The following is a 16,009-nucleotide window of genomic DNA, read 5'->3' as shown; positions in this document are numbered from 1 at the left end:
TCAGCGCGCCATGATGAGGCTCATCGCCTCGGCGCGCGTCGCCGGATCGCGCAGCTGTCCGCGCACCGCGGACGTGAGCGTCTTGGCCCCGGGCTTGCGGATTCCGCGCATCGACATGCACATGTGCTCGCACTCGACGACCACGATGACCCCGCGCGGCTCCAGTATCGCCATCAGGGACTCGGCGACCTGTGTGGTGAGCCGCTCCTGGACCTGGGGACGGCGGGCGTAGACATCGACCAGCCGCGCCAGCTTCGAGAGCCCCGTGATCTTGCCGGAGGTCGCCGGGATGTACCCGACGTGCGCGACACCGTGGAACGGCACCAGGTGATGTTCACAGGTGCTGTACACCTCGATGTCCTTGACCAGCACCATCTCGTCGTGGCCGAGGTCGAACGTGGTCGTCAGGACGTCCTCGGGCTCCTGGTGGAGGCCCGCGAAGATCTCCTTGTACGCCCGCGCCACTCGCCCCGGGGTCTCACGCAGTCCCTCACGGTCGGGGTCCTCGCCGACCGCGATGAGGAGCTCGCGTACGGCGGACTCGGCCCGCTTCTCGTCGAATACGCCGATCGAGCCCTGGCCGTCCAGCGTCACCGGGTCGGTCATCTGTGCCTCGTTCCTCTGTGCAGTCACACGCGCGGGCCCACCAGGACCTCACGGACATACGGCGGGCACAGCGCAGGCATACGAAATAGCCGCGCCCCCACAGGCTAGAACCTGGGGGGCGCGGCATCCATTCCGGGCCTGGTGGAGCCCCCGTGACAGGGGCCACACCAGGTCGGGCAGGGGGCTAGCTCTCGGGGCGATCCTCGGGGAGCGCCTCCGTGGAGGTGCCGGTGTTCTTCGTCATGTCCGTCGGAGCGATCTCCGGAGTTCCCGAACCATTGGCGCTGCCGTTGGTGAGGGCCAGCTCCTTGGGAGAGAGCACGGGCGGACGCGTCGACGGAGTACGCCGGGCGGAACCGGTCCACGCCGGACGGGCCGGGCGCTTCACGATCGGGGCGAAGATCTCGGCGATCTGCTCCTTGCCGAGGGTCTCCTTCTCGAGAAGCTCGAGGACCAGGGCATCGAGGATGTCCCGGTTCTCGACGAGGATCTCCCACGCGTCGTTGTGGGCGGTCTCGATGAGCTTCTTGACCTCTTCGTCGACGAGCGCCGCGACCTCTTCCGAGTAGTCGCGCTGATGGCCCATCTCCCGGCCCACGAACGGCTCGGTGTTGTCTCCACCGAACTTGATCGCACCGAGGCGCTCGGTCATGCCGTACTGCGTGACCATCGCGCGGGCCGTTGCGGTGGCCTTCTCGATGTCGTTCGCAGCACCGGTGGTCGGGTCGTGGAAGACCAGCTCCTCGGCCGCGCGCCCGCCCAGCATGTACGCCAGCTGGTCGAGCATCTCGTTGCGCGTCGTGGAGTACTTGTCCTCCTCCGGGAGCACCATCGTGTAACCGAGGGCACGGCCGCGGGAGAGGATCGTGATCTTGTGGACCGGGTCCGACTGGGGTGAGGCCGCCGCGACCAGGGCGTGTCCGCCCTCGTGGTACGCGGTGATCTTCTTTTCCTTCTCGGACATGATCCGGGTCCGCTTCTGCGGACCCGCCACGACGCGGTCGATGGCCTCGTCGAGCATGTGATTGTCGATCAGCTTCTTGTTGCTGCGCGCCGTGAGGAGCGCGGCCTCGTTCAGCACGTTCGACAGGTCGGCACCGGTGAAGCCGGGCGTACGACGGGCGACCGCGTTGAGGTCGACGTCCTCCGCTACCGGCTTGCCCTTCTGGTGCACCTTGAGGATCTCGAGGCGGCCCTGCATGTCCGGTCGGTCGACGGCGATCTGCCGGTCGAAACGCCCGGGACGCAGCAGCGCCGGGTCCAGGATGTCCGGCCGGTTCGTGGCGGCGATCAGGATGACGCCGCCCTTCACGTCGAAGCCGTCCATCTCGACGAGCAGCTGGTTGAGCGTCTGCTCGCGCTCGTCGTGACCGCCGCCCATACCGGCACCGCGGTGGCGTCCGACGGCGTCGATCTCGTCGACGAAGACGATCGCCGGAGCGTTCGCCTTGGCCTGCTCGAAGAGGTCACGGACACGGGAGGCACCGACACCGACGAACATCTCGACGAAGTCGGAACCGGAGATCGAGTAGAACGGGACACCCGCCTCGCCCGCGACGGCGCGTGCGAGCAGCGTCTTACCCGTACCGGGCGGCCCGTACAGCAGGACGCCCTTGGGGATCTTGGCTCCGACGGCCTGGAACTTCGCCGGCTCCTGGAGGAATTCCTTGATCTCGTACAGTTCCTCGACGGCCTCGTCCGACCCCGCCACATCGGTGAACGTCGTCTTCGGCGTGTCCTTGGTGATCAGCTTGGCCTTGGACTTGCCGAACTGCATGACCTTGGAGCCGCCGCCCTGCATCTGATTCATCAGAAACAGGAACACGACCACGATCAGGACGAAGGGCAGCAGCGAGAGAAGGATCGAGACGAACGGGGACTGCTTCGACGGCGAGACGGTGTAACCCTTCTCGATGTCACCGCTCTCGAACTTCTTCTGCAGCGTGTCGGCGAGCTCGACACCCTGGTTGCCGATGTAGCTCGCCTGGAACTTGCTGCCGGACTCGCCCTCGAGTTTCTGCTTGTCCTTCAGCTCGATCTTCAGGATCTGTTCGTCACCGGTGGTCAGCTTGGCCTGCTCCACCTGGTTCTTGCTGATCGCCTGGATCACCTTGCCGGTGTCCACCGTCTTGTAGCCGCCGGACGAGCCGACGACCTGCATCAACACGACCACGGCGAGGACGGCCAGCACGATCCACATGACCGGCCCACGGAAGTATCGCTTCACGTCCATCCATACGGAGCGAAGTCGCCCCGTCCCTCCTGCCCGTAGGTAAATGCTGCTGTGAGAAAAGACTGTTCTTCGGACGGTACCCCAGCATTGTCACCCGTGACCGCAGGGGAGGTACGACAAACCCGTCTTCGAAGGCTCCAACGGCCCGAACGCCATGAGGGTTCCCGGGAGTCCGGCCGGGTTGGGCCGGGCCGGGTCGCCTCAGCCGCCGTAGACGTGGGGGGCGAGCGTACCGACGAAGGGAAGGTTGCGGTACTTCTCCGCGTAGTCCAGCCCGTAGCCGACGACGAACTCGTTGGGGATGTCGAAGCCGACCCACTTCACGTCGATCGCGACCTTGGCGGCATCCGGCTTGCGGAGCAGCGTGCAGACCTCCAGGCTCGCGGGTTCGCGCGAGCCGAGGTTGGTCAGCAGCCAGGACAGCGTCAGACCGGAGTCGATGATGTCCTCGACGATCAGGACGTGCTTGCCCTTGATGTCGGTGTCGAGGTCCTTGAGGATCCGGACGACGCCCGAGGACTGGGTGCCGGCGCCGTACGACGAGACGGCCATCCAGTCCATGGTGACGGGGGTGGACAGTGCGCGGGCCAGGTCCGCCATCACCATCACCGCGCCCTTGAGCACGCCGACGATGAGCAGGTCCTTGCCCGCGTACTCCGCGTCGATCTTCGCTGCCAGCTCGACGAGCTTCGCGTCGATCTCTTCCTTGGTGAGGAGCACCGACTGAAGGTCGGTGCCCATGTCCTTCTCGTTCACCAGCGTCTCTTTCTCTGCCCTGCCGGACCGGGCCGCTGCCCGGGCCGGACCGGCGTTTCGCCTGCTCTTCAGCCGCTTGCGCTTCAGCTCTGCCGAATCACCAGTCTGCCACCCTGCCGCCGGACCTCGACGCGGCCGGGCAGGTTGATGGCGCCCTGGCCCCGCCATCCGGTGATGAGCCGGTCGACTTCCTCGATGTGGCGGGCGAAGAGCGAACCCGCGGGAGACCCGGAATCGATCACGGCCCGGCGCAGCACCCGGCGGCGCACCGCGGGCGGCAGGACGGAGAGCTTGGCGCACTCCAGCCGTCCGTCGTCGTCACGGACCGATCCGGCGGCCTCGGCGGCCCAGGTGTCGAGCGCGTCGGCATCGTCGCGGGAGAGCTGCGCCGTACGGGCGAGGGCTTCCACCACGCCTTTGCCCAGCGCCTTCTCCAGGGCGGGCAGGCCCTCGTGGCGCAGCCGGGAGCGGGTGTAGGCGGGGTCGACGTTGTGGGGGTCGTCCCACACGGGGATCGACTGGACCAGGCAGGCCTTGCGGGCGGTCTGCCGGTCGAGCTGGAGGAAGGGCCGGCGGTAGCGGCCGGCGGGGCCGGAGGCGGCGGCCATCCCGGAGAGGGAGCGGATGCCGGAACCGCGGGCGAGGCCCAGCAGGACGGTCTCGGCCTGGTCGTCGCGCGTGTGGCCGAGGAGGACGGCTGCGGCGCCGTGGCGCTCCGCCGCCGCGTCGAGGGCGGCGTAGCGGGCGTCGCGGGCGGCGGCTTCGGGCCCGCCGTCCCGGCCGACGTGCACGGCGACGGCCTCGACCGGGTCGAGGTGCATCTCGGCGAGGCGGGCGACGACCTCGTCGGCGCGGAGTCCGGAGCCGGGCTGGAGGTTGTGGTCGACGGTGATGCCGCCGGCGCGGACAGGGAGCTTGCGCGACTCGAAGGCGAGGGCGGAGGCGAGGGCCATGGAGTCGGCGCCCCCGGAGCACGCGACGAGCACCAGCGGGGTGTCCGGCCGTTCCGGGAGCGTCGAACACCGCCCGCCCGCCCCTGCTTCGGCGAACTCGGCGCGTCCGGCCTGTTCGGTGTGACGGTGGTGTTCGGTGACGACGTCGTGGAGTACGCGGCGGACCGCCAGGCGTATCGCCGCGACCGCAGGATGGGGACCCATGTCCGGTGCCCTTCGGGGTGAAGTTTTGGGGGGTGCCTCGGAGAGGACGGGACGGAGTCCCGTCACTCAGAGTGCGTCGATGGTGACAGAGCCAAGCTGTTCATCGAGCATTGCACGCCTTCCCATGCCCCTATGGTCCCTCGGATGGGTGATTGGCGAGGCAATCTTCTGCCGCAGGACCGGCCGAGATCACGAATCTGCCTTACGGTGCACCCGCGCCACCCAGTCCGCCGGGGCGGCGATCTCGGCCTTGGTGGGAAGGGTGTTGGGCGAGGTCCACACCCGGTTGAACCCGTCCATCCCGACCTCGTCGACCACGGCCCGGACGAACTTCTCGCCGTCGCGGTACTGCCGTAGTTTCGCGTCGAGCCCCAGCAGCTTGCGCAGCGCCAGGTCCAGCCGGCTCGCGCCGCGCGCCCTGCGCCGCTGGAACTTCTCCCGGATCTCGGCGACGGAGGCCACCACGTCGGGGCCCACCCCGTCCATCACGAAGTCCGCGTGCCCTTCGAGCAGGGACATCACGGCGGTGAGGCGACCCAGGATCTCCCTCTGCGAGGGCGTCTGGACGATCTCGACGAGGCTGCGCCCGCCGTCGTCACCCTCCTCGCCCCGCTCCCCCTCGGGGCGGCTGCCTCCGGAGAAGGCCTGCGCGGCCTCACGGAGGCGCTCCAGCACGGTCATGGGGTCGATGTCGGTCTCGTCGAGGAACGTCTGGATCTCGCCCTGCAGATGGTCACGGAGCCAGGGGACCCCGGTGAACTGGGTGCGGTGCGTCTCCTCGTGGAGGGCCACCCAGAGCCGGAAGTCGTGCGGGTCGACCTCGAGTTCGCGTTCGACGTGGACGATGTTGGGGGCGACCAGCAGCAGCCTCCCGCCGCCCTTGGAGGACGCGGGGAACTCCCGGGTGGCGGGGGCGAAGGTCTCGTACTGGCCGAGTACGCGGGAGGCCAGGAACGACAGGAGCATGCCCAGCTCCACGCCGGTCACCTTGCCGCCGACGGCGCCGAGCACGGCGTTGCCCGGGCCGCCGCCGCGGCGGTCCTGCATCTTTCCGAGGAGTGGACCCAGGAGCTCGCGGAAGCCTGCGACGTTGGCCCTGATCCACCCCGCCCGGTCGACGACCAGGACGGGGGTGTCCTCGGGTTCGTGGCCCTCCGGGATCATTCGGGTGAACGAACGGACGTGCTCCTCCGAGGCCTTGGCATGCCGGCGGAGCTCCGCGACGACGGCGCGGGCCTCCTCGCGGCTGATCTCGGGACCCGGCCGCACGAACCGGGTCGCAGTCGCGACCGCGAGATTCCAGTCGACCATCTCGGCACCACCGATGCTCGTCATGCGTCAACCGTACGTGAGGTGGTCGCTCCGTGGTGGGGTGTCAGCCGCTCACCGGGTGGCTTCGGTGAGTGTGGCGGCCAGGGCGTCCAGTGAGGCTTCCGCCTCGCCCGGGGAGGTGGTGCCCGAGGCCAGGAAGGCGAAGGCGAGGAGTCGACCCCGCGCGTCGACCGCGGTTCCGGCGAGGCTGTTCACCCCGGTGAGGGTGCCCGTCTTGGCCCTGATCAGGCCGGTAGCGGGCGACGTCTGTGAGTAGCGGTCGTCGAGCGTGCCGCTGAATCCGGCGATCGGCAGGCCGGTGAGGACGTGCCGGAGTTCGGGGTGGTCCGGTGCGGCGGCGAGCGCGAGCAGCCGGGCCAGGAGACCCGCCGTCACCTTGTCCGCGCGGTCGAGGCCGCTGCCGTCGGAGAGCCGGGCACCGTTCAGCGGCAGGCCGAGCGCCTTCAGCCGGGCGGTGACGGCACGGCGGCTCCCGGCGAAGGACGCGGGCTCCCCCGCCTTCAGCGCGGTCTGCCGGGCCAGGGCCTCGGCGATGTCGTTGTCGCTGTTGGTCAGGGCCCGTTCGACGAGCGCGGAGAGCGGCTTCGACAGGTGCGTCGCCACCGTGCGGGAGCCGGCCGCCGACCGCCCGGACGAGGGGGCGGACCGGGTGGAGACGCCCGCGTCGCCGAGCAGCCCGGCGAAGGTGCGTGCGGCATCGCCCGCGGGGTCGTCGGTACGGGGGGCCGGTCCCTTGTCGCTCGCGTCGAGACGGCCCTCACCGGCCATGAGGGCGCTGACGGGTGCGATGTTCTCGTTGGGGCCGATGGGGTGAAGGGCCGGTCCGGAGTAGCGCGAGGTGTCATACGTCAGCCGCACGGTGCCGGTGCCGCCGTCACGCAGGGAGCGTGCCGTGTCGGCCGCCAGGGCGCGCAGGGCCCGCTCGTCCAGGGTGGGGTCGCCCCCGCCCACGAGGGTGAGCGTCCGGGAGTCCGGGGAGAGCGTGACCGTCGTCGCGATGCGGTGGTCGGGGCCGAGAGCGGAGAGCGCGGCCACGGTGGTGGCGATCTTCACGGTGGACGCGGGGGTCATGGGGGTCCCGGCTCCCCGCGCGTACAGCTGCTTGCCGGTGGCCGTGTCGACGACCACGGCGGTGCGTACGGAGCCGAGGGCGGGCACGTCCAACAGGGGCGCGAGGGCGGCTTCCAGACCGCTCGTGCCCGCCGGGGCCGTGAGGCCGGTCGTGGCTCCCAGTGCCTTCAGGACGGCGGGCGCGCTGGGCGCGGGCGCCGGCCCGTCCGAGGTGGTCCCTTCGTGATGTGCACCACCTGCGCGCTGCTGGGCGGCCACCCGGTCCCGCTCGGCCTTACGCTGACCGGAGTCCCAGGGACCGGCGGCGAGGACGGCACCGGCGGCGACCACCAGGCCGAGCACCGCGGAGCCTGCGACGAGCCGGAGATCGCCCGGCCCACTCCCACGCTTCAGGTACTTGGGGGCTTTCCACTTGCCCCACCCGGTCAACGGTTCGTCCGTCGGTCTCTGCACCGGCTCGGCCACCGTCGACCAGCCCCTTTCGCGAGCACTCATCTGCGTGAGGGACACTTAACCACCAGTCGTATGTGTTGATCATGGAGGAGCCACCCGTGGAGTTCGACGTCGTTATCGAGATCCCGAAGGGTTCGCGGAACAAGTACGAGGTGGACCACGAGACCGGTCGGATCCGTCTGGACCGTCGACTCTTCACCTCGACCAGCTACCCGGCGGACTACGGTTTCGTCGAGAACACCCTCGGCGAGGACGGCGACCCGCTGGACGCGCTGGTCATCCTGGAGGAGCCGACCTTCCCCGGCTGCCTCATCAAGTGCCGTGCCATCGGCATGTTCCGGATGACCGACGAGGCCGGCGGCGACGACAAGCTGCTGTGCGTCCCGGCGTCCGACCCCCGGGTGGAGCACCTGCGCGACATCCACCACGTGTCGGAGTTCGACCGCCTCGAGATCCAGCACTTCTTCGAGGTCTACAAGGACCTGGAGCCCGGCAAGTCCGTCGAGGGCGCCGACTGGGTCGGCCGCACCGAGGCCGAGGCCGAGATCGAGGCCTCCCGCAAGCGCCTCGAGGCACAGGGCGGCAAGCACTGACCTGATTCCCTCCGGCTTCCGCTTACGGGCGGGAGCCGCGGATGACGGCGCATGGGGCCGAGCGGCCCAGCGAGGCGTACGGACAACGGGCGGCACACCTTCACCGGTGTGCCGCCCGTGGCGTGTGCGGCCCATGACCGTGCTCATACTGGGCAGAAGCGCTCCCGGAACGAACGAGCAGTCGAGGAGGAACGAGGTCGAGTGGTGGCGGAACAGGGCGGCCCCGAGGACCAGAAGCCCCAGTCCGACGAGGTACGCAGCGCCTTCGTCCCGCCGACCGGTGTGGGGCAGCCGACGACTCCGCCCGAGGACGACCATCCGACATCGGAATTCGCTCTTCCGGCCGGGGTGCACCCCGACACCCCGGCGTCGTCCGGCTCCGGCCAGGGTTCCGCTTCCGGCCCGGGGGGCGGTTCGGGCGCCGACACCCTGTCGTCCGCCTTCGTCCCGCCGAGCGGGTACACCGCCCAGCAGCAGCCGCCCGCGTTCACTCCCGCGCACGGCATCCCGATGGTCCGGCTCACCAAGGAAGCGCCGTGGCAGGACCGGATGCGCACGATGCTGCGGATGCCGGTGTTCGAACGTCCGGCACCCGAGATCGTGCAGAAGACCGATGACTCGGGGCCCGCGGTTCCGCGTGTGCTCGACCTGACGCTCCGTATCGGGGAGCTGCTGCTCGCGGGCGGTGAGGGCGCCGAGGACGTCGAGGCGGCGATGTTCGCGGTGTCGCGTTCGTACGGGCTCGACCGCAGCGAGCCGACGGTCACCTTCACGCTGATCTCCATCTCCTACCAGCCGTCCCTGGTCGACGACCCCGTGACGGCGAGCCGGACCGTGCGCCGCCGGGGCACCGACTACACGCGGCTGGCCGCCGTGTTCCGGCTGATCGACGACATCACCACGGCGGAGCACGTCGAGGTCTCGCTGGAGGAGGCCTACCGGCGCCTCGCCGAGATCCGCCGTAACCGCCACCCCTATCCGGGCTGGGTGCTGACGGCCGCCGCCGGTCTGCTGGCCGGCTCCGCGTCGGTGCTGGTCGGCGGTGGTGTGCTGGTCTTCCTCGTGGCGGCGGCGGGCGCGATGCTCGGCGACCGGCTCGCCTGGCTCTGTGCCGGACGCGGGCTGCCCGAGTTCTACCAGTTCACGGTGGCGGCCATGCCCCCCGCCGCGATGGGCATCGCTCTGACCCTCACCCATCCGACGGATGTGCGGCCCTCCGCGGTGATCACCGGTGGGCTCTTCGCGCTGCTGCCCGGAAGGGCACTCGTCGCCGGGGTGCAGGACGGCCTGACCGGCTACTACATCACCGCGGGAGCCCGGCTCCTGGAGGTCATGTACTTCTTCATCGGCATCGTGGCGGGCGTGCTGCTGATGCTCTACCTGGGGGTCCAGCTCGGCGCCGAGCTGAACCCGGAGGCACGGTTCATCGCCAACGACCGGCCGGTTCTCCAGATCCTGGTCTCGATGAGCCTGACGCTGGCGTTCGCCATCCTGCTCCAGCAGGAGCGGTCCACGGTGCTCGCCGTGACCATCAACGGGGGCGTGGCCTGGGTCATCTACGGGGCGATGGCCCGCGAGGGCGGTATCTCACCGGTGGCCGCCACGGCGGTCGCGGCCGGTCTGGTGGGGCTGTTCGGCCAGCTCTTCTCGCGCTACCACTACAGCTCGTCGTTGCCCTACATCACGGCCGCGATCGGCCCGCTGCTGCCCGGTTCGGCGACCTACTTCGGTCTGCTGGGCATCGCGCAGAACGAGGTGGAGACCGGGCTCACCTCGCTCTCCACCGCTGTGGCCACGGCCCTGGCGATCGCCATCGGGGTCAATCTGGGGAGCGAGATCTCCCGGCTCTTCATGCGGGTGCCGGGCGCGGTCGAGGGCGGAGCCCGCCGGGCGGCCAAGCGGACCCGGGGCTTCTGACACGAGAGGGCGCCCCGGCCCCTCGCAGGGACCGGGGCGCCTTCTCGTGCGCGCGCTCGCGGGTCAGCGCCTGTTCTGCCACCCGTACTGACCCGGGTCGTCGTCCCTGTCCTCGCCCCGGCCGGCCGCGGGCCGGTCGCCGTAGGGGCCTGCGCCACCGTCGTCGTACGGACCGGGCTGAGCACCGTCGTACCGGCCGTCGTGTCCGCCGTCGTACGGGGCGGCCTGTCCGGCGCCGTACTGGCCGGCCTGGTCGTACCGGCCGCCCTGACCGCCGTACTGACCGCCGCCCTGAGGTGCGCCGTACTGGCCGGCGCCGTACCGCGCGCCTTGGTCGTACTGGCCCGGCCGGCCGTACTGACCCGCCGCGTCGCCGCCGTACTGACCGCCCTGGTCGTACTGATCTGCCTGGTTGCCGCCGTACCGACCTGCCTGGCCGTCGCCGTACGCGGCGCCCTGGTCGTACCCGCCGCCGCCCTGAGGCGCGCCGTACGGACCCGCCTGGTCGTACTGGCCGCCCCGAGGCGCGCCGTACTGACCGCCGGCCTGCCCGCCGCCGTACTGGGGCGCGCCGTACTGACCCTGATCGCCGTACTCGCCGACGCCCTGGGGCGCGCCGTACTGACCGCCGCCGTACTGCGCGCCCTGCTCGTACCGGCCGGCCTGGCCGGTGCCGTACTGGCCGCCGCCGTCGTACGGGGCTGCCTGGTCGTCCGCGTACCGGTGGGCGGCAGGGCCGCCCCGGCCCGCTCCGCCGTGCGGGCCCTCGCCCGGGCCCGGGTCGGAGGGAGACCGGTCGTCGCCCTGCTCAGCAGCGCCTTCCTTCTTCGACTTGCCGCGCGCCCGCAGGAACTCGATCAGGATCGGCACCACCGAGATCAGCACGATCAGGATGAGGATCATCTCGATGTTCTCGTGCACGAAGGCGATGTTGCCGAGCGCCGCCCCGAGCAGCGTCACCCCGACGCCCCAGAGCACGCCGCCGATGATGTTGAACGTGATGAACGAGCGGTACTCCATCCGGCTCACACCGGCGATGATCGGCGTGAAGGTCCGGACGACGGGCACGAAGCGGGCGAGCACCAGCGACTTCGGGCCGTACTTCTCGAAGAACTCGTGCGCCTTCTCGACGTTCTCCTGCTTGAAGAGCCGGGAGTCCGGGCGCTTGAAGAGGGACGGCCCCACCTTGCGTCCGAAGAGATAGCCGACCTGGTCGCCGATGATCGCCGCCAGCGCGACCAGGAGGCAGACGAGCCACAGGGGGTACTTCAGGTCGCCGGTGGTGACCAGGAGACCCGTGGTGAACAGCAGGGAGTCACCGGGGAGGAAGAAGCCGATGAGCAGCCCGGACTCGGCGAACACGATGAGCAGGAGGCCGGGCAGCCCGAAGGTGTTGAGCAGGTAATCCGGGTCCAGCCAGCTCGGGCCGAGCGCAAGCGTATTCAAGGGTCCGGGCTCCAGGGTGGGTCGATGTGCGGCGGCTGCGTGGCCGTCCCAAGCTATCAACGCCGGGGAGGACGGCTGGGTTCCACTGGCGTAAGCGCGGATGCGCACGGCCCGAAGCAGGGCAAAGCTTTCCGCAGGAGGTGCCACACCATGGGCATTGAGGACTTCGGCGGCGGACAGACACCCCAGGCGGACGTCCTGGTCGTCACCACGAACGACGTACCCGGATACCAGGTGACACAGGTCATCGGCGAGGTCTTCGGGCTCACGGTCCGCTCCCGCCATCTCGGCAGCCAGATCGGCGCCGGTCTGAAGTCGATGATCGGCGGTGAGCTGAAAGGGCTGACCAAGACACTCGTCGAGACCCGCAACCAGGCGATGGAGCGGCTCGTCGACCAGGCCAGGGCGCGCGGCGCGAACGCGGTGCTGATGATGCGCTTCGACGTGAGCGAGGCGGCCGAGGTGGGCACCGAGGTGTGCGCCTACGGAACGGCGGCCGTGATCAGCAAGGCCTGACCGGCACCCTTTTCCCCTCACCCCCCCCGGAGGTTCCCGCATGCCCACGTCCGTCAACGTCGCCGTCATCTACTACTCGTCCACCGGCACCATCTCGACGATCGCGAAGGCCATCGCGCGGGACGCCGAGAACGCCGGTGCGCAGGTGCGGCTGCGGAAGGTCGCAGAGCTCGCCCCGCAGGCGGCCATCGACTCCAATCCGGCCTGGGCCGAGCATGCGGAGGCGACCGCGGACATCCCCGAGGTCTCGCCCGACGACATGGTCTGGGCGGACGCGGTGATCCTCGGCACGCCCACCCGGTACGGCAACGTCGCCGCCCAGCTCAAGCAGTTCCTCGACACCCTGGGAGGCCTCTGGCAGGCGGGACAGCTCGCCGACAAGGTCTACAGCGGCTTCACCGCCAGCAGCACCACCCACGGCGGTCAGGAGTCCACCCTGCTGGCCCTGTACAACACGATCCACCACTTCGGCGGCATCCTGGTCCCTCCCGGCTACACGGACCCGACGAAATTCGTCGACGGCAATCCGTACGGCACCTCCCACGTCTCCGGGCAGGGCGACATCCCGGTCGCCGAGCAGACCCTGACCGCCGCACGGGTCCAGGCCGAGCGCGTCGTGAGATTCACCCGGGCCATCAAGGCCGGACTCGCGGCCGAGAACTGAGGGGACCGCCGACCGATGCCACTCCACCAGGGTTCGCACGGCAGGCCCGCCCCGTCCGAGGAGCACCGCAGACTCGCCCTCAACCCGTTCTTCGGGGAGGCCGACCCGACCGCACCGATGGTCGCGGCGCCGCCGACACACGTCCTCCCGGACGGCCCGCTGCCGCCGTCGACCGCGTACCGGCTCGTCCATGACGAGCTGATGCTCGACGGGAACTCCCGGCTCAACCTCGCGACCTTCGTCACCACCTGGATGGAGCCCCAGGCCGGTGTGCTGATGGCCGAGTGCCGGGACAAGAACATGATCGACAAGGACGAGTACCCGCGCACCGCCGAGCTGGAACGGCGCTGTGTGGCGATGCTCGCCGACCTCTGGAACGCCCCCGATCCCGCGACGACGGTGGGCTGCTCGACCACGGGGTCGAGCGAGGCCTGCATGCTGGCGGGGATGGCCCTCAAGCGGCGCTGGGCGGCCAGGAACGCCGACCGGTATCCGGCGACCGCCCGGCCCAACCTGGTGATGGGCGTCAACGTGCAGGTCTGCTGGGACAAGTTCTGCACGTTCTGGGAGGTGGAGCCCCGCCTGGTCCCGATGGAGGGCGAGCGCTTCCATCTGGACCCGCGGGCGGCCGCCGAGCTGTGCGACGAGAACACCATCGGCGTGATCGGGATCCTCGGCTCCACCTTCGACGGTTCCTACGAGCCGATCGCGGAGCTGTGTGCGGCGCTGGACGACCTCCAGGAGCGCACCGGGCTCGACATCCCGGTCCATGTGGACGGGGCGTCCGGGGCGATGGTGGCACCGTTCCTCGACCCGGACGTGGTGTGGGACTTCCGGCTCCCCCGGGTGTCCTCGATCAACACCTCCGGGCACAAGTACGGACTGGTCTACCCGGGGGTGGGGTGGGCGCTGTGGCGTTCACCGGCCGAGCTGCCGGAGGAGCTGGTCTTCCGGGTGAACTACCTGGGCGGTGACATGCCGACCTTCGCGCTGAACTTCTCCCGGCCCGGCGCGCAGGTGGTGGCGCAGTACTACACGTTCCTGCGGCTGGGCCGGGAGGGCTACCGGGCCGTCCAGCAGACGTCCAGGGACATCGCGCGACGGCTCGCCGGGGCGTTCGAGGCCCTGGAGGACTTCAGGCTCCTGACCCGGGGCGACGAGCTTCCGGTCTTCGCCGTGACGACGGCCCCCGAGGTGACGTCGTACGACGTCTTCGACGTGTCGAGGCGGCTGCGGGAGCGCGGCTGGCTGGTGCCCGCCTACACCTTCCCCGCCAACCGCCAGGACCTCTCGGTGCTGCGCGTCGTCTGCCGCAACGGCTTCTCCTCGGACCTCGCGGAGCTACTGCTGGACGATCTGCGCAGGCTGCTGCCCGAACTACGCTCCCAGGCGCACCCGTTGCACCGGGACCGGGGGGTCCAGACGGCCTTCCACCACTGAGGGCGCCAGGGCTCCGGTCAGCGGCTGAGCCGCGCGAACCTCCGCACCGCCAGGGGGAGGAACACCGCGAGCAGTGCCACCGGCCAGACCACGGCGAGCAGTCCGGCGTGTTCGGCGGCCCAGGAGCCCGAGGCTCCGCCCGGGTTGCCGAACAGGCCCCGGACCGCTGCGGCCGTGGCGGACATCGGGTTCCACTCGACGGTGACTCCCAGCCAGCCCGGCATCGACCCCGGCGAGGCGAAGACGTTGGAGAGGAAGCCCACCGGCCAGACCAGGATCTGCACGGCCTGCACCATCTCCGGACGGCCCGCCACCATCGCGAGGTGGATGCCGATCCAGAGCATCGCGAACCGCAGCAGGAGCAGCAGGCCCAGCGCGGCCAGGGCGGCAGCCGTGCCCTCGTGCCAGCGCCAGCCGAGGGCGAGTCCGACTCCCGTCATCACGGCCAGCGCGGCCACCGACTGGAGCATGTCGGCGGCGCTCCGCCCGACCAGGACCGCACCCGAGACCATCGGCATGGAGCGGAAACGGTCGATGACGCCCTTGTTCAGGTCCTGGGTGACGGCCAGCATCGTGCCCTCCAGGCCGAAGGCCATGGTCAGCGCGAGCATGCCGGGCACCAGGAAGTCGGTGTGGTCCCCGTCGACCCCGGAACCGCCGCCCACCAGGTAGTTGAACATCAGGAGCAGCATCACCGGGAAGACCAGGCCGACGAGCACCTGGACCGGCTGCCGCGCCCAGTGCGCCAGCTCGCGCCGGGTCATCGTCCAGGAGTCGGCCAGCGCCCATCCGACACGTCCCTGTCCCGCCGTCGCCGTACTCATGCCGCCACCTCCACTCCCGTGGGTGCGCCTGCCCCGGCGCCGCCCCCGGTGAGGGAGAGGAACACCTCGTCCAGCGTCGGCCGGCGCACCGCGATGTCCTCCGCCTCGATGCCCGCCTCCTCCAGCGCCCGCACGGTCCGGGTCAGGGCCGCCATGCGGTCCGGGGCGGGTGCGCGGAGCAGCCGCCGGTCCGCGTCGGTGATGACGCCCTCGCCGAACAGAGCGGCCGCTTCACCGAGCCGGCCCGCGTCGCGGACGACGACGTCGATGCGGTCACCGCCGACCCTCGCCTTGAGCCGGTCGGCCGTGCCCTCCGCGATGACCCGGCCGCCGTCGATCACCGAGATCCTGTCGGCCAGCTGGTCCGCCTCCTCCAGGTACTGCGTGGTCAGCAGGACGGTGGTGCCCCCGGCCGCCAGGGAGCGGACCGCGCTCCACACCTCGGCCCGCCCCCGGGGATCGAGCCCGGTGGTGGGCTCGTCCAGGAAGAGCACCTCCGGGTCGGTGATCAGGGAGGCGGCCAGGTCGAGGCGCCGGCGCATGCCCCCGCTGTACCGCTTGACCGCCGTGCGGCCGGTGTCCGCCAGTCCGAACCTCTCCAGGAGCTCGTCGGCCCGCAGGCCCGCCCGGCGTGCGCCCAGGTGGTACAGGCGGCCGAACATCTCCAGGTTCTGCCGGCCGCCGAGCTCCTCGTCCACTGCCGCGTGCTGGCCGAGCAGCCCGATCCGCCGCCTGACCTCGGCGGCCTCGGACCTCACGTCGAACCCCGCCACCTCCACACGCCCCTCGTCGTGCCGCAGCAGGGTCGTCAGCACCCGTACGGCGGTGGTCTTGCCCGCCCCGTTCGGCCCGAGGACCCCGTGGACCGCCCCCTTGCGGACCGCGAGGTCCAGCCCGTCCAGGGCGGGTTTCCCTCCGTACCGCTTGTGCACTGCCTCGACGACGATCGCGTCGCTCACGCTGTCCACCCGTCCTCCCCGCCTCACGGCCTCAGAGCCGCA

Annotated in this window: 14 protein-coding genes; 5 read left to right on the top strand and 9 right to left on the bottom strand. The window is 70.5% G+C overall.

Features of this window, described 5'->3' with window-relative positions:
- From folE to dacB, 6 genes are all read right to left on the bottom strand, one after another.
- Entirely contained in the window at positions 1-606 is a 606-nt protein-coding gene (gene folE / locus B9S57_RS20370; RefSeq protein ID WP_103516994.1) for a GTP cyclohydrolase I FolE, read from the bottom strand.
- 184 nt (positions 607-790) lie between these two features.
- On the bottom strand, positions 791-2,839 hold the full coding sequence (gene ftsH, locus B9S57_RS20365) for an ATP-dependent zinc metalloprotease FtsH (protein ID WP_103516993.1): 2,049 nt from the start codon (positions 2,837-2,839) through the stop codon (positions 791-793).
- A gap of 201 nt (positions 2,840-3,040) precedes the next feature.
- Positions 3,041-3,580, bottom strand: a complete 540-nt coding sequence (gene hpt / locus B9S57_RS20360) for a hypoxanthine phosphoribosyltransferase (RefSeq protein WP_014155504.1) — start codon at positions 3,578-3,580, stop codon at positions 3,041-3,043.
- A 98-nt stretch (positions 3,581-3,678) separates the two neighbouring features.
- On the bottom strand, positions 3,679-4,752 hold the full coding sequence (gene tilS, locus B9S57_RS20355; protein WP_103516992.1) for a tRNA lysidine(34) synthetase TilS: 1,074 nt from the start codon (positions 4,750-4,752) through the stop codon (positions 3,679-3,681).
- Between the two features lie 189 nt (positions 4,753-4,941).
- The gene (locus tag B9S57_RS20350; protein WP_103516991.1) at positions 4,942-6,087 is read right to left on the bottom strand and encodes a zinc-dependent metalloprotease; all 1,146 of its coding nucleotides are present in this window, start codon (positions 6,085-6,087) and stop codon (positions 4,942-4,944) included.
- 48 nt (positions 6,088-6,135) lie between these two features.
- Positions 6,136-7,650, bottom strand: a complete 1,515-nt coding sequence (dacB, locus tag B9S57_RS20345; RefSeq protein ID WP_374935970.1) for a D-alanyl-D-alanine carboxypeptidase/D-alanyl-D-alanine-endopeptidase — start codon at positions 7,648-7,650, stop codon at positions 6,136-6,138.
- A gap of 56 nt (positions 7,651-7,706) precedes the next feature.
- Here dacB and B9S57_RS20340 point away from each other — a divergent pair, with 56 nt between their 5' ends.
- A complete protein-coding gene (locus tag B9S57_RS20340) occupies positions 7,707-8,201 on the top strand; it encodes an inorganic diphosphatase (RefSeq protein WP_103516989.1) in 495 nt (164 codons plus the stop codon).
- A 201-nt stretch (positions 8,202-8,402) separates the two neighbouring features.
- A complete protein-coding gene (locus B9S57_RS20330; protein ID WP_103516988.1) occupies positions 8,403-10,118 on the top strand; it encodes a threonine/serine exporter ThrE family protein in 1,716 nt (571 codons plus the stop codon).
- A gap of 63 nt (positions 10,119-10,181) precedes the next feature.
- On the opposite strand, the gene B9S57_RS20325 is transcribed toward B9S57_RS20330, so the two are convergent.
- On the bottom strand, positions 10,182-11,564 hold the full coding sequence (locus tag B9S57_RS20325) for a DedA family protein (RefSeq protein ID WP_103516987.1): 1,383 nt from the start codon (positions 11,562-11,564) through the stop codon (positions 10,182-10,184).
- A 150-nt stretch (positions 11,565-11,714) separates the two neighbouring features.
- Here B9S57_RS20325 and B9S57_RS20320 point away from each other — a divergent pair, with 150 nt between their 5' ends.
- From B9S57_RS20320 to B9S57_RS20310, 3 genes are read left to right on the top strand one after another with little or no spacing between them, the layout of a single operon-like run.
- The gene (locus tag B9S57_RS20320) at positions 11,715-12,080 is read left to right on the top strand and encodes a YbjQ family protein (protein WP_103516986.1); all 366 of its coding nucleotides are present in this window, start codon (positions 11,715-11,717) and stop codon (positions 12,078-12,080) included.
- Between the two features lie 40 nt (positions 12,081-12,120).
- Complete coding sequence (gene wrbA / locus B9S57_RS20315; protein ID WP_103516985.1) at positions 12,121-12,744, top strand: NAD(P)H:quinone oxidoreductase; 624 nt, start codon at positions 12,121-12,123, stop codon at positions 12,742-12,744.
- Between the two features lie 15 nt (positions 12,745-12,759).
- Positions 12,760-14,184 carry a glutamate decarboxylase gene (locus B9S57_RS20310; RefSeq protein WP_103516984.1) on the top strand — a complete coding sequence of 475 codons (1,425 nt, stop codon included), beginning with the start codon at positions 12,760-12,762 and terminating at the stop codon, positions 14,182-14,184.
- Positions 14,185-14,201: 17 nt separating this feature from the next.
- On the opposite strand, the gene B9S57_RS20305 is transcribed toward B9S57_RS20310, so the two are convergent.
- Together B9S57_RS20305 and B9S57_RS20300 are read right to left on the bottom strand one after the other, a co-directional pair.
- Positions 14,202-15,008 carry an ABC transporter permease gene (locus B9S57_RS20305; protein WP_103516983.1) on the bottom strand — a complete coding sequence of 269 codons (807 nt, stop codon included), beginning with the start codon at positions 15,006-15,008 and terminating at the stop codon, positions 14,202-14,204.
- Positions 15,005-15,967: an ATP-binding cassette domain-containing protein gene (locus B9S57_RS20300; RefSeq protein ID WP_181011415.1), complete on the bottom strand. Its 963-nt coding sequence runs from the start codon at positions 15,965-15,967 to the stop codon at positions 15,005-15,007. Before B9S57_RS20300 ends, B9S57_RS20305 begins: the two co-directional genes overlap by 4 nt.
- Between the last annotated feature and the right edge of the window lie 42 nt (positions 15,968-16,009).

Source organism: Streptomyces sp. SM10, assembly GCF_002910915.1.
In the GTDB taxonomy this organism is placed as follows: Bacteria; Actinomycetota; Actinomycetes; order Streptomycetales; family Streptomycetaceae; genus Streptomyces.
The sequence above is the reverse complement of the archived record's forward strand: the minus strand, read 5'-3'. Positions and strand labels throughout refer to the sequence as shown.